This window comes from Flavobacterium sp. DSR2-3-3 (genome assembly GCF_049896585.1).
GTDB lineage: Bacteria > Bacteroidota > Bacteroidia > Flavobacteriales > Flavobacteriaceae > Flavobacterium.
Genome location: NZ_JAFCUP010000008.1, coordinates 37,058 through 61,801, shown reverse-complemented (window position 1 = coordinate 61,801; position 24,744 = coordinate 37,058). Strand labels below are relative to the sequence as shown.

Below are 24,744 nucleotides of genomic sequence, written 5' to 3'. Positions count from 1 at the left end.
ACTTGAACAGCATTAAATGGCTGATAAATTTTAATTTGTTGTAGTAGGCTTTTTTGAAGGTAGGTTTAACTTTTGTTATGTTTCCTTACCCCAATTTTTTTTCATATCATCATAAGCTTTTTTACTTACGGTTGATTTCCTTTTAGACTTAGAAGTACCTTCTTTCTTTTTCTTATTGATATTGTTTACCAAAGAATTTTTTTTTGCTGTCGCCATTGGTTTAAATTTTTATATCGTGATAGTTTCTTGAGTGCCCGTAACTAAATTATTTCCTGTGACAACCTATGCGACGATCTTAAAAGAGTTTATCATTCTGTTTCGTCCGGTATCCCAGCAGTAATCTTTGGTTGGAATTACTTTAATGATGGAAATATTGGGGTCTTCTTTATCTTTTTTGAACCAAATTTTTGCAATGAATGTCTATAATTCTTTAATTTTTTCTCTGTCTAAAATTATTTCTGCTTCACCGTTTACCACTAAGTAATTGGTTTCTGCAGGATGCGCAAAAAAGAGCTGTACATTTTTATCTGCAGCAATTGCTTTATTTTTATCACTGCTCTTTTTACCAAAGAACCAGATATTTCCCTGATTACAAACTTTGATTACTAACATAATTCGTCAAGTAGATCCATCATTTATTTCTAAATCGGTACAGAATAGACAAATAAATATATTATCAACTAAACTTTTTAGTTTATTAATGCTACTTTTTTGCTAAGATTTTCAATGTTACTTTTTTTTTATTAATTAATAATTACATTTTTATTATCTAATTAAAGAATGATTAAGGTTTGTTCGGACTGCAGAAGTAGTTGCACTCGCCCTTGTTTTCATGGTAATATCATCACCTTTTAGAACTACTTTCTCAAATAATGCAAGTACATGTTTGTGTCTGCTAACCGAAATATCGTGGTTTGTTTTTTAATATTTATTTCCTGATTTTTAATTTAGATTTCTCAAAGATAAATATAGGGGTAATTGGTAATCAGATTATTACGTAATTTATTAAATGAATTTCATAATTCACACGTTTTAAATGAGGAATGAGTTCATTGGTTTATAAACCACAATAGAATTAAAAATGGCAAACTATTACAGCTTCATTTTTCAGGACTGTTTACGTTTTTTTGTTTTATCGGGTGGCAAAAACACTCTTTAATTTTTTTTATCCAGTTTTGTGTAATGACAAAAAAAAATGAAGATGTGTTTTATTTGTTGAAGATGATGGGCTTTTTTACAAATTTCATTGATACGTTTTTTACGGTATCGCATAACGTCAGTTCGTTTAAAAACCATCAAATGAAGTCATTTTAGTTAATCAGTAAGTAAATATATATGATTTAAGCTACGATTAAAATTTTTTTTAAAAAAAAAGAATTCTTCATTCTTAAAACAAAACAATCCGTAAAAGCTTTAAAAACTGGTATTAGAACCCCAAAAACAAAGCCAATACTTTTAGATAATGTTTTTATAGATTTTATTTTATTAAATTAAATATTCGACGCAGGTTGTAGGCTAAAAAATTAATCCAACATTAGCTGAGGCACGTTTGATGGTTTTCTTAGTTATGATATAATAAAAATCTCATTGGCGTTTTATTACTCTGTAGGGATGTTCCACGATGGCTTGCCTTCTGCGATACACTTCATAATTATTTCCGATTCTAACCTTGTTTTGATAAATCAAATGGCTGTGTTGGGAGCGTTTAATGAGTCTGCCTTTGGCATTTTTAGTGCATTTTGTGAAGAGTTTGCAATTTGCACCGAATAAAGGTTTTTGAACAACGTGATCTTTCTTTAAGTTTTTTGGCGGCAGCCAAAACGCAATTTCCTAAGAAGACTTATTTTATGGGTTAGGGAACTTGTGTTTAAAAGTGAAGGGAAGCACCTCACCAAACCCAAAATAGTTCTTAAAAAAAAAGAGGACTAAATCCTCTTATTATAATCTCTCACAATTTCACGAAAACTCCATAGTGTCAACGGACGTACAATCGGTTCTCCCGTAAAAACGGGACAGGCTGTTTAACAGGAGTTTTATTGTTCGTGCTGCTAACGTAACGAAACTTTAGCTGTTAGGAAATAGTGCCTTTATTTATTCAAATATTCGATGTTTAAATAAATCTTTCATTTTTTCAAAATTCTGTTTTGGCTTTTTACAAATGTATATTCTCTGATACAGTTCTTCTTCGTTGTCTGCGTATGGATTATATATACTTTTGACAAGAGTTACTTTTTCAAAATATGGATTGAAAAAATCGCCAACTTGATAACTCAATGCAATTACAGTATTTGGCATTTCTCCACCTGGTGTCCAACTGTAATAACTTCCGTGATATGAAAATGCTTTTGGTAAGTTGTATGCTGCCCCAAATAAATTAACGGCTCCTGCTTGAGCATAATGTTTGCCCCAAATTTTACAATTTTGCTTTTCATTTTCTGGTAAACTATCAAAAACTTTTTTTAATTCGCTCATTGTTTTTTTCCATTTTTCCTGCGTATAATATTCATCATATTTCACACCATATTTTCCTCCAATAATATCTTTCTTTTCATATTTGTAAATGGAATGCAAATAATGATTGAAGGTATAAACGGGCATTCCGAATGAAATTAATATAGAACCTAAAAACAAAAGAAATGTTACGGGAAACATAACCCATTTATGATTTTGAATTACTTTTTGTTCCCAAAATATTGCTCCAAAGGGCAAAATTGTTAAAATGATTGGAAAGAAATAATACGATTTCCCATTACAGAATATCAATAAAAGAAAGGATAAAGTAATTGAAAATGCTAATGGTTTATAAAGTTCAGCTTTGTTAGATTTGAACATGTAAAATATTGCAGGAAAAATCAAAATTAGTGAAATGGGATTGGCTGCAAGAATTAAATTTTTCAAATTATCAATTCTCGAAATTTTATCTAATTGCGTTTCGTATAAGCGGCTAAACATTTGCAATACTGGAAAATTGTTTGCGTATTGCCAATAAATATTTGGCGAAACAATTAGAAGAGCAATTGCGATATGTAGCACAATATTTTGTTTCAAAATTGTTTCTCTTGTTCTTTTGAAAAAGAATAATGAAGATAAACCAAAAATAAAAAACAGAATATCATACTTGAATAAAAAACCGATTAATGCAAAAATTGTTAAATAGGTTAAATATTTTTTGTCAAGATATTTTGTGTAACGAACTAATTGATAAAAACCTAAAGTCCAAAATAGTTGTCCAAAAACAACAGGTTGAAAAAGTTGTTGCGTACGTCCAAATGCTGGCGCAATGATTATGCATAATAAAGTTAAAAATAATGCTTTGTTTTTACCACCTAATTCAATTGTGATTTTTGCAACATAAATAACTATTAAAACGCAAGAAATATGAGAAAATAGATGATGAATATATAGAGAATTGGAATTAAAAATATTTTGAATAAATGCTAACACTCCTATTAATGGAGGGAATTCCATATAACCAAATGCCAAATGTTTTCCCGTTTCGATATGTAATAATTCGTCACCTTGAAAACCCGAATGATAATCAGCAATTAAATGAAGGGTTAGTTTTATTATGCAAAAAAATGCGATTATTAGTTTATTCTGTTTTGTCATTTTTTGTTTTTTATTTTCTTTTTTTTTCACGTCGATCCAGCATTTCCTATGTTTTCAGTTCGTCTAAAAACCTTCAAACGAACTAATTTTAGTTAATCAATTAGTAAATATATATGATTTAAACTACAAGTGAAATTCTTTTTGGAAAAAGGCATTCTTCTTCGTTAAAATAAAACAATCCGTAAAAAGTTGTGATAAATGGTGTTAGAACCCCAAAAAGCAAAGCCAATACTTTTAGATACTGTTTTAATAGATTTTGGTCTATTAAATTAAATATTCGACGCAGGTTGTAGGCTGAAAAAATTAGGCCGACATTGGTCAAGGTTTTGTCGAAAGTTTTTCAGGGCTAAATATTGCGAAAAACTCAAAGCGAAATCGCCGACTCAATACGAACAAATCCGACAGAAATTATGGCAAAAACCAGGGGTGGTATTCGCTAAGAAACCTTTTGGAAGTCCAAAGGCGGTGGTGGAATATTTGGGAAGATACACTCATAAAATCGCCACCAGCAACCACCATATTAAAAACATTGATGCTCAAAACGTGACTTTTGATTACAAGGATTACCGAGTAGCGGGCGTTAAAAAACAAATGGCACTTACGCATCAGAAATTTATCAGGCGGTTTTCGTTGCATATTTTGCCGAAGCGGTTTTTAAAAATCCGTCATTATAGTTTTTTGAGCAGTACATGGAAGCTTCAAAAGCTGAAATTTTTGCAGGAAAACCTTAAGTTGAAAGTTTTAGAAAAAGTAGAAAAGAAGCCCTTTTTACCCAATTCTCCTTGTTGTAAAACAGGGAATTTACACCGAATAGCAGTTTTTGACCAGCAAGGTCCGCCTGCTTGGTATCTTGGCGGTAGCCAAAGTTCAAGTTCCTGTAAAAGCTGATTTTATGGTAAGGGAATTTATGTTCAAAAGTGAAGGAAAATATGAAAAAAACCAAGGTTAAAATTAATCCAAAAAAACAGAGGGCCAAATTCTCATATACTCCTCTCTCACAATTTTACGAAAACTCCATAGTGTTGACGGCAGGTAGTCGGTTCTCCCGTAAAAACGGGACAGGCTGTTCAACGCGGGTTTCATTGTTGGTGCTGCGCACGTAACGAAATCCTAGCTGTTGGCGGTAGTTCTTTATTGAGATAAAATATAAATCATAACTAATATAAAAGGTATGGAGTTATTTAAAATATGAAAAAAATATGAATGCAAAATATTATATTTATGAGTGATATAGCAAAGGAATATTCCACTGATTATTTTCTCAAAAATACTTATCAAATTAATCCATTCAAAATTTTCAAAATTTGTCAAATGCATAATTCCAAAACATATTGACGAAATAAAAATTAAAATTTTTAAATTATTTGTAATAAAATTAATTAGTAACGGATACCAATTTTTAAATAATAGGAATAATAATCCAGTAATTATCATCACTATTACCATAATTGCTTTTATCGTGTAATTACTAACAAAAGTTATCAATAAAATTATATAAGAAATCAAACTAATAATAAATATTAATTTTGATCTGAATTGTAAAAAACCTCTAAAAGCAAATTCTTCAATTAAAGGAATTAAGAAAATAATTGGAAAAATTTTTGAAAAAGTAAAATTAGGCAAGTCACTCGACTCTATAAATGGTTCTTTTGTGACTATTCCTTTTACAAATAAACCAAAAAAATTAAAAAATGTCAGTATTACGAATATTATAAAATCCTGTTTGAAATTACTATGAAAAACTTGATTAGGATTTTTTATAAAACATATAAAATCTTTACTTAAAAGGTTCTTAAAATTTTTGTTCATTTATCACATTATATTTTTAAAACCGTAACCAAATCTTAATTAGTATTTTGTAAATCAGCATTTTTTTTTCTTATTGATTTCTTCTATTTTTCACTTTTCTGCAGTTAGATTGCCTATTTCGGGTGGTAGTTTGGAGGAATTACTCTTAACGTCAGTTCGTCTAAAAACCTTCAAACGAACTCATTTTAGTTAATCAGTCAGTAAATATATGTGATTTAAACTACAATTGAAATTCTTTTTGGAAAAAGGCATTCTTCATCTTTAAAATAAAACAATCCGTAAAAAGCTGTAACAACTGGTGTTAGAACCCCAAAAAGCAAAGCCAATACTTTTAAATATTGTTTTAATAGATTTTGGTCTATTAAATTAAAGATTCGGCGCAGGTTGTAGGCTGAAAAAATCAAACCGACATCAGTCAATGTCTTGTCGAAAGTTTTTCAGTGCTAAATATTTCGAAAAACTCCAGACGAAATTGTCTACCCAATACGAACAAATCCAGCCGGAATTATGGCAAAAACAATGGGTAGTATTCGCTAAGAAACCTTTTGGAAGTCCAAAGGCGGTGGTGGAATATTTGGGAAGATACACTCATAAAATCGCCACCAGCAACCACCATATTAAAAACATTGATGCTCAAAACGTGACTTTTGATTACAAGGATTACCGAGTAGCGGGCGTTAAAAAACAAATGGCACTTACGCATCAGAAATTTATCAGGCGGTTTTCGTTGCATATTTTGCCGAAGCGGTTTTTAAAAATCCGTCATTATAGTTTTTTGAGCAGTACATGGAAGCGTCAAAAGCTGAAATTTTTGCAGGAAAACCTTAAGTTGAAAGTTTTAGAAAAAGTAGAAAAGAAGCCCTTTTTACCCAATTCTCCTTTTTGTAAAACAGGGAATTTACACCGAATAGCAGTTTTTGACCATCGCGGTCCGCCTGCCTGGTATCTTAGCGATAGCCAAAACGCCATTTCCTGTGAAAACTAATTTTACGGGTAAGGTCACGTACGCTCAAAAGTGAAGAAAAACATTCAAAAACCAAGGTTAAAATTAATCCAAAAAAAAAGAGGACTAAATCCTCTTGACAATACCGCTACAATCTTTACGATAACTCCATAGTGTTGATGGCAGGAAATCGGTTAGGTTCAACACGGGTTTCATTGTTGGTGGTTCGCACGCAACGAAATCCTCGCTGTTAGCGGTAATTCTTTATTTTGACACTTTAGACTTCTGAATGTTCACAGCTTTCTGTTTTATCCATTGAATTGAAATATCAACTGGTGCTGTAATATTGCCAGAAGAAGTATTGTGTCCTAATGTTGAAAACAAGGTATATTCGAAAGGTTTGCCTAAAGCTTTCAAAGTATTTAATTGCTCCATACACAACTTTACTGGAATCTGTATATCTTTCTCACCAAAAAGCCAAAGTCCTGGAATTGAAAGAGTATTCAGAGAAATTTTTGGGTCAGTCGCCACGAATTGATACCTGTCTGGGTCATCTTTCGTATGTTTACGAGCATCAGATTCGGTGTGATTTTCCCAAAAGTTATTTTTTTCATTAGTATAAAACTGAAATCGAAGTTGTTCCAGCGTAGTGATTGTAGGGCAACTAAATAAAACCATAAATTCTATTTGTGGATTTCTATTTGCAGCAATTGGGATTATCCATCCTGCTTGACTGAAGCCAACTAATCCAATTGGTGTTTTTTTATCTTTCAAATATTTTCGAAATGCATTTACTGCTGAACTTGCATCCTGAGATAATAAATTAAGATTAGTAGTGTCAATATTATTCGTGCCAACAGATGGTCCTACATATACACCACCAGATTCTCCAACTCCACGTTTATCATATGTCAATACAGCAATACCTTCTTTGGCAAGACGTTTAGCGAACTCCATTTCTCTTTTTACAGGATCGGACCCATGAACAATCACAACTGCTGCAAGTGTTTTTTTAGGCGTTAAAATCGAGCCTGCTAGAGTGACGCCTTGACTTTCAAACTTTACATCGTGAATGGTAAAGTCGGCAGATTGAGAAAATACCATTTCTGGTAAGGTTATTAATAATGACCAAAGAAATAAGTTAATGTTCATTTTGGTATAAGTTAAAAATTGTTTTGAATTGTCTCGGTCTTCGTTAACATTACCTATAACGTCGGTTCGTCTAAAAACCTTCAAACGAACTCATTTTAGTTAATCAGTTAGTAAATATATATGATTTAAACTACAAGTGAAATTCTTTTTGGAAAAAGGCATTCTTCATCCTTAAAATAAAACAATCCGTAAAAAGCGGTAATAACTGGTGTTAGAACCCCAAAAAGCAAAGCCAATACTTTTAGATATTGTTTTAATAGATTTTGGTCAATCAGGTTGTAATTCGGCGCAGATTGTAGAAGGTAAAAATCAATCCTACATCAAGTAGTTTGAATTTGCAATCCGTGCACGTCAAAATAATCAATGATATTATATTTTACTTTACCTGTTTGAAATTTTCAAATTGCAGATTTTATATGTCGATGCAGAATGAGTACATGGATTATTAATCAGCTATCGTTACTTAAAAAATGATAAATGCGCACTTAGGGGGAATTGAGAGGACCGAAGCAATCACATCTGGTATTTTCTTTTGATTTAGTGCTTGTCGTTGTGGGCACGGATTGCAAATCCGCCTTTACTTTGTATTAGATAAAAAACACTAAATTTATTCAAAGGAAAACAGAGGTGAACTATGAATTCCGCTAACTATGACTTATATCGCGCATTAGTCCTCTGTCTTCTCCTTGAATCCCGTTGAATTGCTTCAAATAGAACGATAGACATCGAGGTTTAATAAAGGCTCTAAAGAAGTTCAACATTTTTGTTTATACTAAATTCAAAGTTATGAAAAACTATTTATTTTATGTAGGTATTGACATTTCAAAATCAAAATTGGATGTAGTTATTTTAGAAAAACAGTCTCCCAATGCATCTAATCATTTCATTGTACAGAATAATTTAAAAGCAATAAAGGAAATTTTAAAAAACTTAATAAAACAGAAAATTGATTTGACTACTGTTTTGTTTTGTTGTGAAAACACCGGTGTTTATACATTTCCTTTGAGTAGTCATTTGTCTGATGAAAAACTGGATTACTGGATTGTTCATGCTATAGAAATTAAGCGTTCTATAGGTATTTCAAGAGGTAAAAATGATAAAGCAGACGCAAAGGATATTGCTTTGTATAGTATTCGAAATATTGACAAACTTAAACTTTCAACATTACCCGAAACCGCAATTCAACAACTAAAATTACTTTATAGTGAGCGAGAAAAAGTGATGAAATCCTTTAAGATTTTTGAAGTTACAAAAGAGAATATTGATTTTATGCCAAAACAAGTTTACAAATCAATTTCAGCAATAAATAATAAAACTGTGAAGTTTCTAAAAACGACATTAAAAGCGATTGAAAAAGAAATGAAAGCAATAATTTCAACTGAAATTGAATTAAAAAAACAATTTGAGTTAATAAAAAGGGCTCCTGGTTTTGGAGACAAAACAGCAATCTATATGCTAATTGCTACAAGAGCATTTACGGCTTTTGATAATGCTAGAAAATTTTCTTGTTATGCTGGAACTGCCCCTTTTGAATATAGTTCGGGTTCGAGTATTAAAGGCAGAACCAAAGTAAATGATATGGCAGGTAAAAAGATGAAATCAATATTACAAATGTGTGCTTTAGTGGCAGTGAAACACGATCCCCAACTCAAAGAATATTATGAAAGAAAAAAAGCAGAGGGTAAGTATGCTATGCTGGTTTTAAACAATGTAAAATGCAAAATTATTGGTCGGGTCTTTTCAGTAATTAACAGGCAAACCCCATACATAAATACAAGTAAATTTACCTGCTAATTTTTAAAATATCACTTGTTTTTTATCATAGAATGCGCTTTCAGGTTTTCATCCAAGTTCCGCTCTTGCCTCTAAAATAACATAATTTTTGTCTGGGTTTTTGCGTGACAAATGACACGAGGCGCCTACACCGGATAATCCTGCTCCTATTATAATAATATCTGTATGATCAGTATTCATGTTTTTATTTTAGAATTAAATGCTGTTGCAAAATACAAAATTGTAGCAAGAAAAAAAACACCATTACATTTTCTTAAGTAACGGTGTTTGTAATTGATATGAAAACTTTTTAAAGTGGAAAAAAAATGGGTTTTTATTAGGATTGAACGACAAATTTATTTTTGAATGATCACCTTTGCGCAGCTGGTTTCATCAAGACACCGTGTTTAAGAGTAGAACGAGTTTTTTTAATTTAATTAAGGATACAGTTAGCATTTATATATATTATCTTTTTAATGAAAAATGACCCATTTTATTGGTTCCATTCTCAAAAATTATTTGAAACCAATAGTCTGTAGACGGTAAAGGTTTTTCATTTAAACTTCCGTCCCAGCCTTCATTATAACCCAAACTTTTTAAAAGTTTTCCGTATCGATCATAAATGTAAATACTATAATTTTGATTAGTTATTTCAGTAATTTTCCAGATATCATTTATACCGTCATTATTTGGAGTAAAAAACTTCGGTATATTATACATTAAAGAATCCCCATTGTTTTCTAAATCACAATCTACACCAACATTAGAAACATTTAGATTTATTTTTGTTTTTAAAGTGCAAAGAGTACTGATATCAGTAACCTGTAGTGTTATTTCTTCATAACCTTTAATAGTATTCTTATACGATTCATTTATTAGAGCACTTATATCGTTTCCAGTACTATCAAAATATGAAAACTTATAAAGCGTAGTGTCGTCAACTAGAAGAGAACTTATTTTTGATAGATTAAATACTGCATATCCACTTCCTGTAGGCTCACATGCATATAAATCTGGAATTTTATTTAAAGTAAAAGAGGGTGTAGTTTGTAATTCAATCTGCGTATCCTCATAGCAATTTGGGTTGTTTTTATTTCCGACACGAATATAGATAGTTTCAGTATAAGGATTTTTATTAGAATAATTTACAGGCAAAGGAGATGGAAGATTATTACCTAATTTGTCTTTGTAAGAGAAAATAAAGTCATCGGGATTTTTAACTAGATCTTTCTCTATTGATGACATATCAAAACCAGAAGAAAAACCATTTCCTAAATCAGCGCAAGATGTCAAAATTGGTATAGCATTTAAATCAGGTTTTTTTGTTTGAATGTAATTATAGGTGTTAAAAAGGTAAACAGATCCAGCATAGCCTATGTGATTTTGTTCATTAGCATCCAAAGCGTCCCAGAAAGCACCTACAAACAAATTCTCTCCATTTAAGGAAAGAGAGCCGCCAAAATAATCGCTGTTATGCCTTATTTTTGGTTGAATAATTTGAATTTCTTTCCAATTTTCATTGTTGTCTTTTTGAAACATATAGACGCGACCATAAACTTTTGATAAATTACCATTGGAGTCGTATTCATATTCAGTTCCGCTTACGGCCATTTTATTTTTATAAATTTCCAATCTGTCACCAAAACCGAAATGATTACTCGAACCATCAGATGCCCTGATTTTTTGTTGTGCTGTCCAATTACCATTTGAATTTTTCTTAAAAATATAAACGGATCCTAAAGATGTTAGAGGGCCTCCTCCGTCTCCACTTAAGTTGGAATCGTAATCATCCTCGCGGCTAGCCGAAATAGTAATGACATCTTCATTAATTTTAACAACCCCCCCAAATCTGTCTTGTAATCCTCTGTAATCATAGGCAACTAATTTTTTAATTTCACTCCAGGTGTTAGAATTTGCATTTTTTTCAAAAACATAAGCTGCTCCAGCCCAATTATCACCTTCGTTTTCAGCCCCAATTACAACAGTATTTCCAGAAATAGCTACAGAACCACCAAAGTTGTCTCTCTGCCCTCTATCACTTGCCACAATTTTTTGAGTTAATGACCAAACGCCGGCACTATCTCTAAAATAAATATATGCAGCACCTGCATTATCAGAGAAATTCATTAAGGAACTATCGGTGCTATTATAGGAAGCACCAACAACCATTTGGTCACCTAACAGAGCAATTTTTATACCAAAATTATCCCATAAAACATCTTCAGGTTTAGCTATTTTTTGAGTAAATACATATAAATCATTAGCATCCCTTTCGTACATGTATATAGCATTCCCACCTCTCGGGTTAAGTGGATCACAACCAAAAACGGCAAGTGTTTTATCTTCCATTACAACTAAAGCACCAAAACCGCAGTATCTTTCCGTTGTTGGAAGCTTTAATTCTTGATAAATAGACCATCCATCGCAATCTTGTTTTGCTATATAAACTTTGCCCGCATTTTCTATGCTTCCGATATTTTCTTGATTAACACCGAAAGCAACAAAACCATCATATGTAGAAATTGAGGAACCAAAGGCATTATCAATGGATCTAATGGGCGCAACAATTTTAAAATTTTGTTTCCATTGTTGTGAGTATAGCGTTAATACACTAAACAATATTAGTAGTGTAAAAAAGTTTTTTAGTTTCATAATTATTTTCAAGCGAAAGCTAAATTAAAATATTTTTTTGGACGAGACAAAATCTGATAGCGTCCGACTTATCTAACCTAAATTGAGCTGCTTTGTTTGACAAGCGTATGTGATTATCTGCTTTCAAATATATAAATAAATTATTACAAAATTTCAAAACAACTTCATATTGTCGTATGCCATAATTCGCGTGAAGGATGGCAGTGAAAATCCTTTTATAAAGCGTAGCGCAATAAAAGATTGCAACGTACAGCCTGACCCGTAGTTTTTACGGAGGGACACGCCCAAATTATTTTCCTTTACCAGCCTGTTATTTTGTCAAATAACTGCCTAAAATTCAAAATGGTAAAATACTTGTTTGGGTTGCAAAAATTTTATAATTTTGCAGTCCAATTTTATTATGTAAATTAAAGAAGAAGATGGATATCAAAAGAGTAGCAATAGACGCTGTGAATGAAACAATTGTAATGACTGTTGTTCACATGGATTACAAAGGACAAGTAGCAAAAAGAATAAACGAAAAAATGCCTTTGGCAACGGTTAAAGGATTTAGAAAAGGTGCGGTGCCTAAAGATCTTGTTGAAAAACAATATGGTAAAGCAATCAAACAAGAAGAAATTCAAAAAGTGGTTGATTTGGCTTTGGAGCGTTTTGTACAATCAGAAAGATTAAACCTTCTTGGTACGCCACTTCCTAAAGTAGACGAACATTTTTCTTGGGATGCTGAAGAGTTGGTTTTCGAATATGAAATTGGGTTGGTACCAAACTTCGAATTGGATCTGGAAGCTAAAAACGACATTGTAAAATATGTGGTTTCAGCGGATGATAAAATGATTGAAGGTCAGGTAGAACGTATTCAAAAACAATTTGGAACTGCGATTCCTCAAGAGGTTGTTGCTGCAGATTCAGATGTAACGGGAACTTTCACAAACGAAGAAAAAGAAATTAATAACGCGACTACTATTGCTGCTGATCTTTTTAAAGACAAAGCGACTTTTGATTTATTCATCGGTAAAAAAGTAGGAGATGTTGTGACTGTAAATACAAAAGATTTATTTGAAGACGTACATCAATTGATGGACGTGTTGAAAGTAAGTCATGATGACGTTCACGGTTTAGATGTTGATGTAAACTTCACAATCGAAGCGATCAACACTGCTGAATTAGCAGAATTGAACCAAGAATTGTTCGACAAATTGTTTGGAGCTGGAACTGTTTCTTCACTTGAAGAATTGAAAGCAAAAATCAAAGAAGATGCTGAGACTCAATTTGCACAACAAGCAGACCAAAAATTATTAGGTGATGTAACTGAGTTCTTAATCGAAAGCACGAAATTTGATTTGCCAGCTGAATTCCTTAAAAAATGGTTACAAACTGTAGGAGAGAAGAAATTATCTCCTGAGGAAGCTGAAGTAGAATATGTACGTTCTGAAAAAGGATTGCGTTTTCAATTGATCGAAGGCAGAGCAATGGCTCAATCGGATATCAAAATCACTTTTGAAGACTTGAAAACATTCACTACAAAAAATATCCGTCAACAAATGGTGCAATTCGGGCAAACAAATCCTACTGACGAAGAAGTTCAAGGAATTGTAGCTAGAGTTTTGTCTAACCAAGACGAAGTGAAAAGACTTTCGGACCAAGTTGTTGCGGAAAAATTATTGGAATTGTTCAAAGAAAAAGCAAATCCTACTACTAAAGAAGTGACTTACGAAGAATTTATTGCTGCTTCTTACGGAGAATAAATAAGAGTTTGTACTGTTGTAAAGTTGAAAGTCAAAAGCCCTAAGAGCGAGAGATTATTAAAATTTTATGATTTGATTACGGATACGAAACAATAAAAAATAGTTATATTTGAGCGTCAGAAAAATATTTTTTGGCGCTCTTTTGTTTGAATTAATTTCAGGAGCTAATCCAGCTGTACGTTTCAAGTTTTTTCTTCCGTTTCTGTTTTTTAAATTCCTGCAAGAGCTTCTTCCAGTCGCTTTGCAAGAATAAAAAAACTAAAAAACGGAATTCAAAAAGCTTTTTACTCCCATCTGGGCTAAAAATAAGACATATTGACATCATTTGGAAATAGGTATGACCTTTGCATTAATTCGAATCACAAGATATTACGTAAAACTTAGAACAAAAAAATATGAACTACGGTAAAGAATTTAAAAAATTTGCTACAAAGGACCACGGCGTAAACTCGATGTATTACGATAAAATCGTAGGTGCAATGACTCCTAAAAACATGACTCCATATATCATTGAAGAACGTCAGTTGAATATTTCACAATTAGACGTTTTCTCCAGATTGATGATGGACAGAATTATATTCCTTGGAACAGGAATTGATGACCAAATTGCAAACATCGTTCAAGCACAGTTATTGTTCCTTGAAAGCGCGGATGCTTCTAAAGATATTCAAATTTATTTGAACTCTCCTGGAGGAAGCGTTTACGCAGGATTAGGGATTTATGACACAATGCAATACATCAAACCAGACGTAGCAACGATTTGCACAGGAATGGCAGCTTCTATGGGAGCAGTGCTTCTATGTGCCGGTGCAGCAGGAAAACGTTCGGCATTGCCACATTCAAGAGTAATGATTCACCAACCATCAGGTGGGGCGCAAGGAGTTGCAACAGATATGGAAATCAACTTACGTGAAATGTTGAAACTGAAAGATGAGTTGTACAAAATTATCTCTCAGCATTCCGGACAAACTTTCGATAAAGTTCATACGGATAGTGAACGTGATTATTGGATGATCGCTGAAGAAGCAAAAGCATACGGAATGATTGATGAAGTTTTAATAAGAGGATAAATTATTAGTCGAAAATCAAAAGTCGGAAAGTCAAAAGCATTGCTCAAACTTTACGACTTTTGACTTTATGACATTAGACTATAAAAATGGCAAAAGTAGTATTAGAATGTTCGTTTTGTGGAAGAAAGAAGCCAGAAACCCAATTATTGATTGCTGGGATCAATGCTCATATCTGTGATAAATGTATTGAACAAGCGCACGGAATTGTTCTTGAAGAAATAAAATCCAGCGGAAGTTCAAAACTGGTTGGAGATTTGATTTTGAAAAAACCAAAAGAAATCAGAGCGTTCTTAGATCAATATGTGATTGGACAGGACCAAACTAAAAAAGTAATGTCGGTTGCGGTTTACAATCACTACAAACGTTTGATGCAACAGCAATTAGACGATGAGGTTGAGATTGAAAAAAGTAACATCATCATGGTGGGACAAACGGGAACAGGAAAAACATTGGTGGCAAAAACCATTGCAAAAATGTTGGATGTGCCTTTAGCGATTGTTGATGCGACAGTTCTTACTGAAGCAGGTTATGTTGGGGAAGATGTGGAAAGTATTTTGACGCGTCTTTTGCAAGCGGCCGATTATGATGTTGCCAAAGCAGAACGCGGAATTGTTTTCATTGACGAAATAGATAAAATTGCACGTAAAAGTGACAATCCTTCTATTACGCGCGACGTTTCGGGTGAAGGTGTGCAACAAGCACTATTAAAATTATTAGAAGGAACAGTTGTAAATGTACCACCAAAAGGAGGACGCAAGCATCCAGACCAAAAATTTGTTGAGGTCAATACACAAAACATTTTGTTTATTGCCGGTGGTGCTTTTGATGGTATCGAAAGAATTATTTCGAAGCGATTAAACCGTCAGGCGGTGGGTTATTCTACTTCAAAAAATGTGGACAATATTGACAAAGACAATTTGCTGCAATACATTATTCCAAAAGATATCAAAGATTTTGGATTGATTCCGGAGATTATTGGTCGTTTGCCAGTATTGACACACATGGATCCTCTAGACAGAGAGACCTTGCGTGCGATTTTGACACAACCTAAAAATGCGTTAATCAAACAATACGAGAAATTGTTTTTAATGGATGATGTTGAATTCACTATTACCAACGCAGCACTTGATTTTATTGTGGATAAAGCGTTAGAATACAAGTTAGGCGCTCGTGGATTACGTTCCTTATGCGAGGCCATTTTAACAGATGCGATGTATGAATTGCCGAGCTCTGATGATAAAACATTAGAAATTGACGTAGATTATGCCAAAGAGACGTTGAATAAAAATTTATTGAAACGTTTAGAGATTGCATCATAATAAATGCATTTTTCTTAAAAATACAAACCTGTTCATTCATTTGAACAGGTTTTTTTATGGGTAATTTACACTATTTGTTATTGTTTGATAAAAGGAAGATTATTTTTTTTTATCAACGTCAGATTGTCGATTTTTGTGCATTCTAAATTAAATAATTGTAGCATGCAAGTAGAAGAGATTGAGGTTATTTTATTAAAAGTTTCTGGTCAGGACAAACCTGGTGTAACTGCTGGTCTGACATCCATCTTGGCAAATTATGATGCCATCATTTTAGATATTGGTCAAGCAGATATTCATGACACGTTATCTTTAGGTATTTTATTTGAAATAAAAGCGGGTTCTTCTTCTGGACCTGTTTTGAAAGATCTATTGTTTAAAGCATATGAATTGGGTGTCAAAGTTAAATTTATTCCTATCTCGATTGCAGATTACGAAATTTGGGTAAAAGCACAACGCAAACAACGCTACACCATCAATGTATTGGGAGAAACACTGACCGCTGTTCAATTAGCGGCTGTAACCAAAATACTGTCCAACCAAAATTTAAATATTGATGCGATCAAAAGGTTAACGGGTAGGGTTTCTATTATTGAGAAAGAAGAATTTCCACGATCTTGCATACAATTATCAGTTACAGGTACAATTGTAGATAAATCGTTTATGACCGCCAGTTTTATGGAAATTTCCAGAACTTTGGATGTGGATATTTCTTTTCAAGAAGATAATATGTATCGAAGAAATAGGCGTTTGGTGTGTTTTGATATGGATTCTACATTAATTCAAACGGAAGTAATTGATGAATTGGCTGAATTGGCGGGCGTCGGAGAGCAAGTAAAAGCCATCACAGAAGCAGCGATGAATGGTGAAATAGATTTTAGCGAAAGCTTCAAGCAACGTATGGCTTTATTAGAAGGCTTAAGCGAAGAAGTTCTGCAAACTGTTGCTGAAAATCTGCCTATAACCAAAGGAGCGCATCGATTAATGAAGGCTTTAAAATATTATGGCTATAAAACCGCTATTTTATCGGGAGGCTTTACCTTTTTTGGAAAATACCTTCAAAAGGAATTAGGGATTGACTATGTTCACGCCAATGAATTGGAAATTAAAGAAGGAAAATTGACAGGCAACTATATCGGAGAAATTGTCGATGGTAAAAAGAAAGCAGAATACCTTCAAGCCATAGCCGATAAAGAAGGCATTCACATCAATCAAACTATTGCCGTGGGCGATGGTGCCAATGATTTGCCAATGTTGAATTTAGCAGGTTTAGGAATTGCTTTTCATGCTAAACCTACGGTAAAAGAAAAAGCAGAAAGTTCTATTTCCAGCTTAGGTCTCGACGGTGTTTTATATCTCTTAGGCTACCACGACAGACATATTGATATGATGGAGGAGGAGTAAATAAGCGAGATACTTATTTACTTTTTATTTACTAAGTCACAATCATACTTAATTTTTAATACAGATAATTTTCTAATAATTACATTTATACAATTATACAAAATATAAAAAACCTCGAAAATAGTGGTCAAAAAACGCGTATAATATCTTGAATGCCCTCGTCAACAAAGTATCCATACTTTACTAAGTTTATATGACAATTATATTTTTTAGGAGAGCAATATTCAAAGCTAAGTCGAGAAATAAACGTTCCTTATCGCTATAATCTGGCTAGAATATTTTCAATTATAAATTTTTTCTGTCATCAATAAAAAATAGTTCAATATGTTCGGCATTCAATTCTACGTTGTTAAATTGCATCATAAACATGGCTTTATGCAGTTTTTTATCTCGAATTTCTTCTTTATACTTATCTATTCCTTTTTTAATAGTGTGCACTTTTTCTAAATAATCCTTTTCTCCTGTTTTTTCATACCGTTCATTCAATTGTCAATTCTCGCGAAATTGCCGGAAAATCAAGATTCGGTTGATCCTCTATCCAAACGTGTTGCCTTCTCAGACAGTTTTTACTTTTTTGTTATTATTTCTTTAGTTATGTATAATAATTTTTTTACTAAAATTTCCTTTAGTGGTTTGAATTTTTGCAATGTATACACCGGCACTTATTTTTTTAATGGGGAGCTGAATGTTGTGTTGTTCTTGATTTTCAATCTTCCAACTAATGATTGATTGGCCAATTGTGTTAAATAATGAAACTTCTTTAACCATTACATCTAATATGTTATTGTTGATTATTAAGCTGTTTGAGTTTTTTAAATAGGCGGTAATATCATTGTTATTAATGGTGTTGTCACCTATACCTAAGGTTTTATCTGTAAATCGTAATGAAAAACGAGTTTTGTTTTCTCCTTTTGTGAGGTTTGTTTCAAATGCTTCATTGCGGATATTGTGGTATAAACCTGTCATGTCATCATAAATATAAAAAGCCTGTTCCTTATCGAAGTTTTCTGAACTATCAATCATGAACTTTACTTTTCCTACAGTATCTGTTTTTACACCAATAGGGTAGGAGGCATTTGCATCAAAAAAGCCTTCTCCTTCAATAACCAATTGTTCTTCTCCATTCAATAAATACATGTCGTTTGGAAAATCATCGTTGATGTAGCCGTCATAGCCATCATCGATTCCACTTGTAGCTTTATCATCCATGAAAGCTAATAAAACCTGTCGATGGTAATTATTATTGGAATCAAATCCCAATCGAATTCTTTTAAAAGCATCATTAATTGTTGGATCACTTTCATTTTCTGTTAACTTTTTGCTGTTTTTAACATTGGGGTTAATTTTAAATAGGGTATTGCTTTCAGGATTATCTTCTTTTGCAAATATTCTTTGTCCGTTGTTAAAAACAACCTTTTTATTTTTACCAGAGCCAGTTTTTCCATATACAAAGAACCCTTGCCCAACAGGGATATAATATTTTGGTCTTTTCGTACTCAATCCTTTCCCCCTAATTACACTGGGTGCGACCGCTGCGATTCCACCTGATAAATTTAGTACAGCAAAACCCCCGAGATAATTGGATAAAACATGTGAATTATTGTCTGATGAATGTTCCCAAAAATATAAAGTCCCATCTACACCAACATCTTGTAATCGATCAACAGAATTTATATTATCGGCTATAAAAATTCTAGCATCAATAGCGGATGGATATGGGTTTCCAACAAGTAATAATTGGTCCGCGCTGATGGTATTTGAATCCACCAATCCATTGTTAGGTTTTCCGACAAATGTAAAGTTTGAGGCCGCTCCACTTCCTTTTAAGGTGTATCCTTGACCTGCTCTAAGTTCACTGGTTTCTGTTATTTGTATCCAATTAGCATAGGCATCAGTATTAGGTTCAAATTTATATAACCAATATCGAGCTAAACTTACAGGTGTCCCTGCGTTTCCGGACGCACCATCGTAACCGGAAACCCAGTTGATGTTTCTTGGCACAGCATTAAGACCATCTTTCATAACACCAGTAACAGTGTAGTTGGTATTATTGGCGGCTGGGTTGATTGGACTTACAGGAGAGCTCCAGTAATTATAATTGTATTTGTTAGACTGACCTTGCTGGTCTCTTTCTATTGATCCAGTGCTTAAATAATCTAAATCGCTTTCAATAGTTTGTAATAATTGTGACTTGCTCTGTAAATCTATTTTCCCATCTAATTTTAAGTACCAGTCATTTTGTAAATTGGAGTCATTCATCGTAATTTTTTTACCGGAATCAACAAGCATCCCCAAATCAACATTATCAAAGGGTTCGGTAATATCATTTTGTACTTTCACAATGGACCAATCATAATCCATAATATCAGCTCCTCTAATTTGTTTTGTTGGACTATCGACTGCTGTTGCAAAACCCCCGCTTCGTTCTGTTATGAAAGGCATAGGTGCTTGTTGCGCATAAATATTTTTATGATTAAAGATTTTCATTCCGGTTCCCAAGTCGACGCTGGTTGTGGTTAAGTCATCTACAATATCGTCTTTATAAGTATCCATTTGGTAATAGCGAAGCAAATCAGTAAATGAGATTGCTATTTCAGTCGATTTGGCAACAACTTTAGGGATTACTTTACCTCTTAATTGTGGACTTGTTTCGTCAATTTCCTGATAGACCATTCTTTGCAATTGGGAATCAGTTAGCGCAACATTAAACACGCGTACCTCATCTATTTTTCCTTTGAAATATTTGGTATTCGTGCTTGGATCTTTCCCTAAAGTGAAAAGAGAAGCATCATCATTGATTTTTCCAGATGCGGCAACTGTTTGTATTAACTTTCCATTCAAATACAATTTTAAAAAACCTCCGCCGTATACGGCTGCAACATGATACCATTGTGAAAATGTTAAGGGAGTATTATTTACAGCTGTAATGCCATTTACCACTGCTTCTAATTTTTTAGCAGATGTAATCCGTATTTGAAAATTATTTTGTCCAGCGATGACTCCGTCAGAAGAAAATGCTGAATTCAAATTGATCCATGCCATAAATGAAGCGTTGGCTAATCTTCCTAGAATTGGGGTACTTTGTCCATAATCGTTTCTCCCGTCAAAATCCAGAAATAGTTTAGAGCGAATATCTCTTGGAGAACCAAAATAGGAAGTATTAGTGTCAAAAGCATCTAAAATGCCATCTTTGTCAATGTCTACGTTGGAGCCCGCAGCACCAATGATACCGTCATTATTGGTGTCTATATCTTTTGGTGCGTAAATTAATTTATTGTTGGCAATGTCTAAAGCGCCGCCGGATTGTGATGAAATATCTAAATAATCAGGGATTCCATCTGTATCTGAGTCTTTAAGATAGGTAGTGGCAGTTCCTTGGTTTAAATTTCCATATACTCCGGCCGAGTAATCAAAAATGTCTAATATACCGTCTCCAAAACCTTCGTAAATTCCATCTCCATTATTGTCTTTGTTTCTAATTTTTTCTGATTCCACTCCGTCTCCACTCCCGTCTCCATTTATGTCTCCATCCCCGTTAACATAACCTGTGACCGCACTAGTACTGCTATTGCCAGCTCCGCTTTCATCCACATCAAAAAGGCTGTCATTATCACTGTCTAAATCTAAATAATTAGGAATTGCATCATTATCAGAGTTTAATACAGCTTGATTAGCTACAGAAGCTGCACTGTCAAGTAATCCGTCTCCATCTCCGGATACCACATCTAATTTCCCTTTTCCATTGCTTAAATTTCCAAGTCCGGCTTCAATAACATCAGGGATCCCATCATTATCACTGTCTAAATCAAAATAATTAGGTATTAAATCCCCATCAGTATCCCCACAAATAGGAACAACAAATAGCTGAACTTTATCCATAAAATTCCCAGAGCTCTGACTACCAGAAACCGTTCCTAGCACCGTAAAAGTTAAACGGGTTGTGGTTTGACCTGCGGGGACAAGATATCTTCCAGTATATTCTGTCCAGGAAGCATCTGGTGCTGAAACAAAATCGCCCTGACTTGTTAAGATGCCAGTTGGGTTCCCAATTAATAATTGTGCCACATCTTCGTTGACACTATTAGCATACCCTTTCCGTTTGCGATGTGCAAAGGACCATTGAAGTACATCTCCAGGAGTGGTTGCAATATCTTGATAAAAACCATCATCGCTGGAGGCGTTTATCTCGGCATATTGAATTCCTGAAAAAGCTTTACCATTTATGTCATCTACAGGATCATGAGAGTTATTCCATATTTCCAAATAATTGTTTGCAGCGTCAGCGCTTTTCCATGCGGGTATCAGACTCGCATCGCCTTTCCAAATGCCCATTGTACCACTACCCGTTTTATCTGTTGGACCATTATCTAAACCTGAGGTAATAATGTTTTTATCTTCAAAATCGGCATTTAACAATCGGGGCTTTACAAAGTCAGGGCATTCTGTTGTGTCTAAAATACCATCATTATCGTCATCAATATCCACATTATCACGAATACCATCACCGTCACTATCAAAAAATGCATCAGCGACCCACGTTACAATTACTTGGCCGCTAAAGCCGTTACCACCTGTTCTTGGGGTACTACCAGAATTACTATTTTGACCGCCGCCGCCGCCGCCACTGAGTGCTGTTGCCGCATTACCATTTCCACCTGTACTTGAATTTCTTCCTGAAGCACCATTTCCTCCACCATAATTTCCTCCTGTCCCTGCGGTGCCTCCTATACTATTGAATCCAATGCTTCTGTATCCCGCACCGCCGCCGCCGCCGCCGCTCGTTCCAACAACAGTTGTTGTTGTATTTCCGGTACCTCCCGCACCTCCTATAAAGGTGTGGAACACGGATGTTGTTGCAGCTCCCGAACCATTAATGGGACTGCTTCCTGTATTAACATTTCCGCCATTACCACCTCTTGCTGTTGCTATTGGTGTTGAGCTAAAAAATGAAATGCCTCCTGCATTTCCATTAGCACCGGATACCCCGGTTCCACCGAGTCCAACAGTAACATTAATTACGGCCAAAGCAGTAACATTTACGTCAACAATTTTGTTGTAATTTCCGCCTCCGCCTCCGCCTCCGGTAGCAAAATTGATATTTGTACATCCACCACCAGCACCACCTCCGCCCCAAAGTTGGACAGTTACTTTGCTAACACCAGAGGGTACTTTGAAAGTGCCATTGCTTGTAAAAGTTCTGGATTGGGTCTGTGAATTCGCGATAAAACATGAAAGGATTAAAAACGAAGTAAGAGAGTACTTGTAAGTAAAGAGAGTAGTTTTTTTCATATGATTTGGGCAATATTATGAATAACTAATTATAAATATTTGATAAAAATCAACTGTCATCTGTAGGTTAATGGAGCAGTTAATTTAAAATGATATTAATTTGTAATCTATTTGTTATCAAATATATACATATTATTTTAACAAGAATTGTTTACCCGATTAAAAGCGTTTGGCATCGATAAAATGCAATTACGAACTAAATATGTAAGTTTTATTGTAGGAAAATTGAAGTTAATGTTTTTTGAAGATGTAAATCTATTTTTATAGAGGGTTGTGAAGTATGCTGACGCCCAAAATTTGGACAATATATGCTGACTAATTTAGATAGGACTAAAAGCCTTAAATTAGCACTATTATGTCCAGATTGAAAAGAACCTTAGGGAAAGACTTCAAAGCCAAAGTTGTTTTGGAAGCCTTAAAAGAGAAAGATAAAATTGTGGTATTAGCAAAAAAATAAAAGTTGCTGACCAACTAAATTTCAATGTGGAAGACGGACGGTATACGGAATCTTTCTGCGGTTTTTTCTGCAGAAAAATCGGTCTTCGCCAAAGATGAAATTCCAACAGCGAAACGCTATGCTCAAATAGGTCAGCTAACTTTGGAAAATGACTTTTTAAAAAAAAGTCTGGGTTAGTACCCATCCGTGAGCGAGTGAAAATCGTCGATATTAAAAATAAATTGAGCATTGTCAAACAATGTCGATTATTAGAAATTCATCGTGGCGGTCTTTATTGCAAAGCAAAACAGGAAAGTTTAGAGAACTTGAAAATAATGCAATTACTAGATCAACAGTATTTTAATACTTCATTTTATGGCTGCAGGAAATTGACGTTGTAGCTCAAGGATTTAGGTATTATAATCAATCGCAAACGGGTAAAACGATTGCTTTAAATCATCAATTGGCAAACCATTTATAGAGAACCTTAAACAACAATAAGTGATAAAGAACATAAGAAATACCCTTATTTACTCAAAGGTTTAAAGATTACCCGTAAAAATAAAGTGTGGGCAACAGGTATCACCTATATTCCTATGGCAAAAGGATTTATGTATTTTACTGCGAATATAAATTTGCATGCAAGATTTATTTTGAACTGCATTGTAAGCAACACAATGAGTGCCGATTGGTGCGCCTGAAATTTTCAATACAGACCAAGGAAGTCAATACACCAGTGAGGTTTGCACCAATGTGCTATTAAACAATGAAATAAAAATTTCTATGGACGGTAAAGGACGAGCTATTGACAAAATTTTATAGAAAGATTATGGAGTACAGTCAAATACGAGAATGTATATTTACAAGAATATGCTGACGGAATCAGTCTTTATAAAGGACTTAAAGGGTATTTTGAATTTTATAATACACGGCAACTTCATCAGTCATTAGACTATGGAAAGGCTTATGACAATTATTACAAAAAAAAAGCAGTGGCATAAAATTAAAATAACTTTTTTTGGCTTTTTATAATAGCCAAAAGTTGTCTCCGATTTTAACCAAGATAATAGAATATCAAACTAAAAATCTATCTTAAATCGTGGAGATTTTTGTCTAAAAAATGGGTAAGACGTAAAAAGACATATAAAAATTATACAAAATATAAAAAATGTTGAAAATAGTGGTCAAAAAACGGCGTATAATATCTTGAATGCCCTCGTCAACAAAGTATCCATACTTTACTAAGTTTATATGACAATTTTATTTTTTAGGAGAGCAACATTCAAAGCTAAGTCGAAAAATAGACGCTCCTTATCGTTATAATCTGGCTAGAATATTTTCAATTATAACTTTTTTCTGTCAGCAATAAAAAATAGTTGAATATGTTCGGCATTCAATTCTACGTTGTTAAATTGCATCATAAACATGGCTTTATGCAGTTTTTTGTCTCGGATTTCTTCTTCATACGGATCTATTACTTTTTCAATAGTGTGCACTTTTTCTAAATAATCCTTTTCGCCTGTTTTTTCATACCGTTCATCCAATT

The 24,744-nt window shown here is 33.6% G+C and carries 14 protein-coding genes and 3 pseudogenes; 7 read left to right on the top strand and 10 right to left on the bottom strand.

Annotated elements, in window-relative coordinates:
- Positions 1–75 precede the first annotated feature (75 nt).
- The 3 genes and pseudogenes from ACP7AQ_RS11835 to ACP7AQ_RS11825 all read right to left on the bottom strand — a co-directional run bounded on the left by ACP7AQ_RS11835 (position 76) and on the right by ACP7AQ_RS11825 (position 3,609).
- Positions 76–216, bottom strand: a complete 141-nt coding sequence (locus ACP7AQ_RS11835; protein ID WP_426090905.1) for a hypothetical protein — start codon at positions 214–216, stop codon at positions 76–78.
- Positions 217–282: 66 nt separating this feature from the next.
- A pseudogene (locus ACP7AQ_RS11830) lies at positions 283–612 on the bottom strand (pyridoxamine 5'-phosphate oxidase family protein).
- 1,479 nt (positions 613–2,091) lie between these two features.
- Positions 2,092–3,609: a glycosyltransferase family 39 protein gene (locus tag ACP7AQ_RS11825; protein ID WP_426095585.1), complete on the bottom strand. Its 1,518-nt coding sequence runs from the start codon at positions 3,607–3,609 to the stop codon at positions 2,092–2,094.
- A gap of 333 nt (positions 3,610–3,942) precedes the next feature.
- Here ACP7AQ_RS11825 and ACP7AQ_RS11820 point away from each other — a divergent pair.
- Positions 3,943–4,497 (top strand): annotated as a pseudogene (locus tag ACP7AQ_RS11820) (IS91 family transposase); the annotation flags it as partial.
- Between the two features lie 243 nt (positions 4,498–4,740).
- Here the strand turns inward: ACP7AQ_RS11820 and ACP7AQ_RS11815 are convergent.
- Entirely contained in the window at positions 4,741–5,418 is a 678-nt protein-coding gene (locus ACP7AQ_RS11815) for a CPBP family glutamic-type intramembrane protease (protein ID WP_426090908.1), read from the bottom strand.
- A gap of 430 nt (positions 5,419–5,848) precedes the next feature.
- Here ACP7AQ_RS11815 and ACP7AQ_RS11810 point away from each other — a divergent pair.
- Positions 5,849–6,403, top strand: a pseudogene (locus ACP7AQ_RS11810) (IS91 family transposase); the annotation flags it as partial.
- Between the two features lie 222 nt (positions 6,404–6,625).
- Here ACP7AQ_RS11810 and ACP7AQ_RS11805 read toward each other — a convergent pair.
- A complete protein-coding gene (locus tag ACP7AQ_RS11805) occupies positions 6,626–7,513 on the bottom strand; it encodes an alpha/beta hydrolase family protein (RefSeq protein ID WP_426095584.1) in 888 nt (295 codons plus the stop codon).
- A 786-nt stretch (positions 7,514–8,299) separates the two neighbouring features.
- Between ACP7AQ_RS11805 and ACP7AQ_RS11800 the strand changes: the two genes are divergently transcribed.
- Entirely contained in the window at positions 8,300–9,307 is a 1,008-nt protein-coding gene (locus ACP7AQ_RS11800; RefSeq protein ID WP_426095583.1) for an IS110 family transposase, read from the top strand.
- A 48-nt stretch (positions 9,308–9,355) separates the two neighbouring features.
- Here ACP7AQ_RS11800 and ACP7AQ_RS11795 read toward each other — a convergent pair whose 3' ends face one another.
- Complete coding sequence (locus ACP7AQ_RS11795) at positions 9,356–9,487, bottom strand: NAD(P)-binding protein (RefSeq protein ID WP_426095582.1); 132 nt, start codon at positions 9,485–9,487, stop codon at positions 9,356–9,358.
- Between the two features lie 264 nt (positions 9,488–9,751).
- Entirely contained in the window at positions 9,752–11,938 is a 2,187-nt protein-coding gene (locus ACP7AQ_RS11790; RefSeq protein WP_426095581.1) for a T9SS type B sorting domain-containing protein, read from the bottom strand.
- A gap of 419 nt (positions 11,939–12,357) precedes the next feature.
- Between ACP7AQ_RS11790 and ACP7AQ_RS11785 the strand changes: the two genes are divergently transcribed.
- From ACP7AQ_RS11785 to serB, 4 genes are all read left to right on the top strand, one after another.
- The gene (locus tag ACP7AQ_RS11785) at positions 12,358–13,683 is read left to right on the top strand and encodes a trigger factor (protein WP_426095580.1); all 1,326 of its coding nucleotides are present in this window, start codon (positions 12,358–12,360) and stop codon (positions 13,681–13,683) included.
- Between the two features lie 395 nt (positions 13,684–14,078).
- A complete protein-coding gene (gene clpP / locus ACP7AQ_RS11780; RefSeq protein ID WP_091202765.1) occupies positions 14,079–14,753 on the top strand; it encodes an ATP-dependent Clp endopeptidase proteolytic subunit ClpP in 675 nt (224 codons plus the stop codon).
- An 86-nt stretch (positions 14,754–14,839) separates the two neighbouring features.
- Complete coding sequence (gene clpX / locus ACP7AQ_RS11775) at positions 14,840–16,072, top strand: ATP-dependent Clp protease ATP-binding subunit ClpX (RefSeq protein WP_426063029.1); 1,233 nt, start codon at positions 14,840–14,842, stop codon at positions 16,070–16,072.
- 162 nt (positions 16,073–16,234) lie between these two features.
- Positions 16,235–17,473: a phosphoserine phosphatase SerB gene (gene serB / locus ACP7AQ_RS11770; RefSeq protein ID WP_426095579.1), complete on the top strand. Its 1,239-nt coding sequence runs from the start codon at positions 16,235–16,237 to the stop codon at positions 17,471–17,473.
- A gap of 285 nt (positions 17,474–17,758) precedes the next feature.
- Here the strand turns inward: serB and ACP7AQ_RS11765 are convergent, their stop codons facing one another.
- The 3 genes from ACP7AQ_RS11765 to ACP7AQ_RS11755 form a co-directional block, all read right to left on the bottom strand.
- Complete coding sequence (locus ACP7AQ_RS11765) at positions 17,759–17,959, bottom strand: hypothetical protein (RefSeq protein ID WP_426063031.1); 201 nt, start codon at positions 17,957–17,959, stop codon at positions 17,759–17,761.
- Between the two features lie 102 nt (positions 17,960–18,061).
- Entirely contained in the window at positions 18,062–22,762 is a 4,701-nt protein-coding gene (locus ACP7AQ_RS11760) for a LamG-like jellyroll fold domain-containing protein (RefSeq protein ID WP_426095578.1), read from the bottom strand.
- 1,779 nt (positions 22,763–24,541) lie between these two features.
- A complete protein-coding gene (locus tag ACP7AQ_RS11755) occupies positions 24,542–24,742 on the bottom strand; it encodes a hypothetical protein (protein ID WP_426063034.1) in 201 nt (66 codons plus the stop codon).
- Positions 24,743–24,744 lie beyond the last annotated feature (2 nt).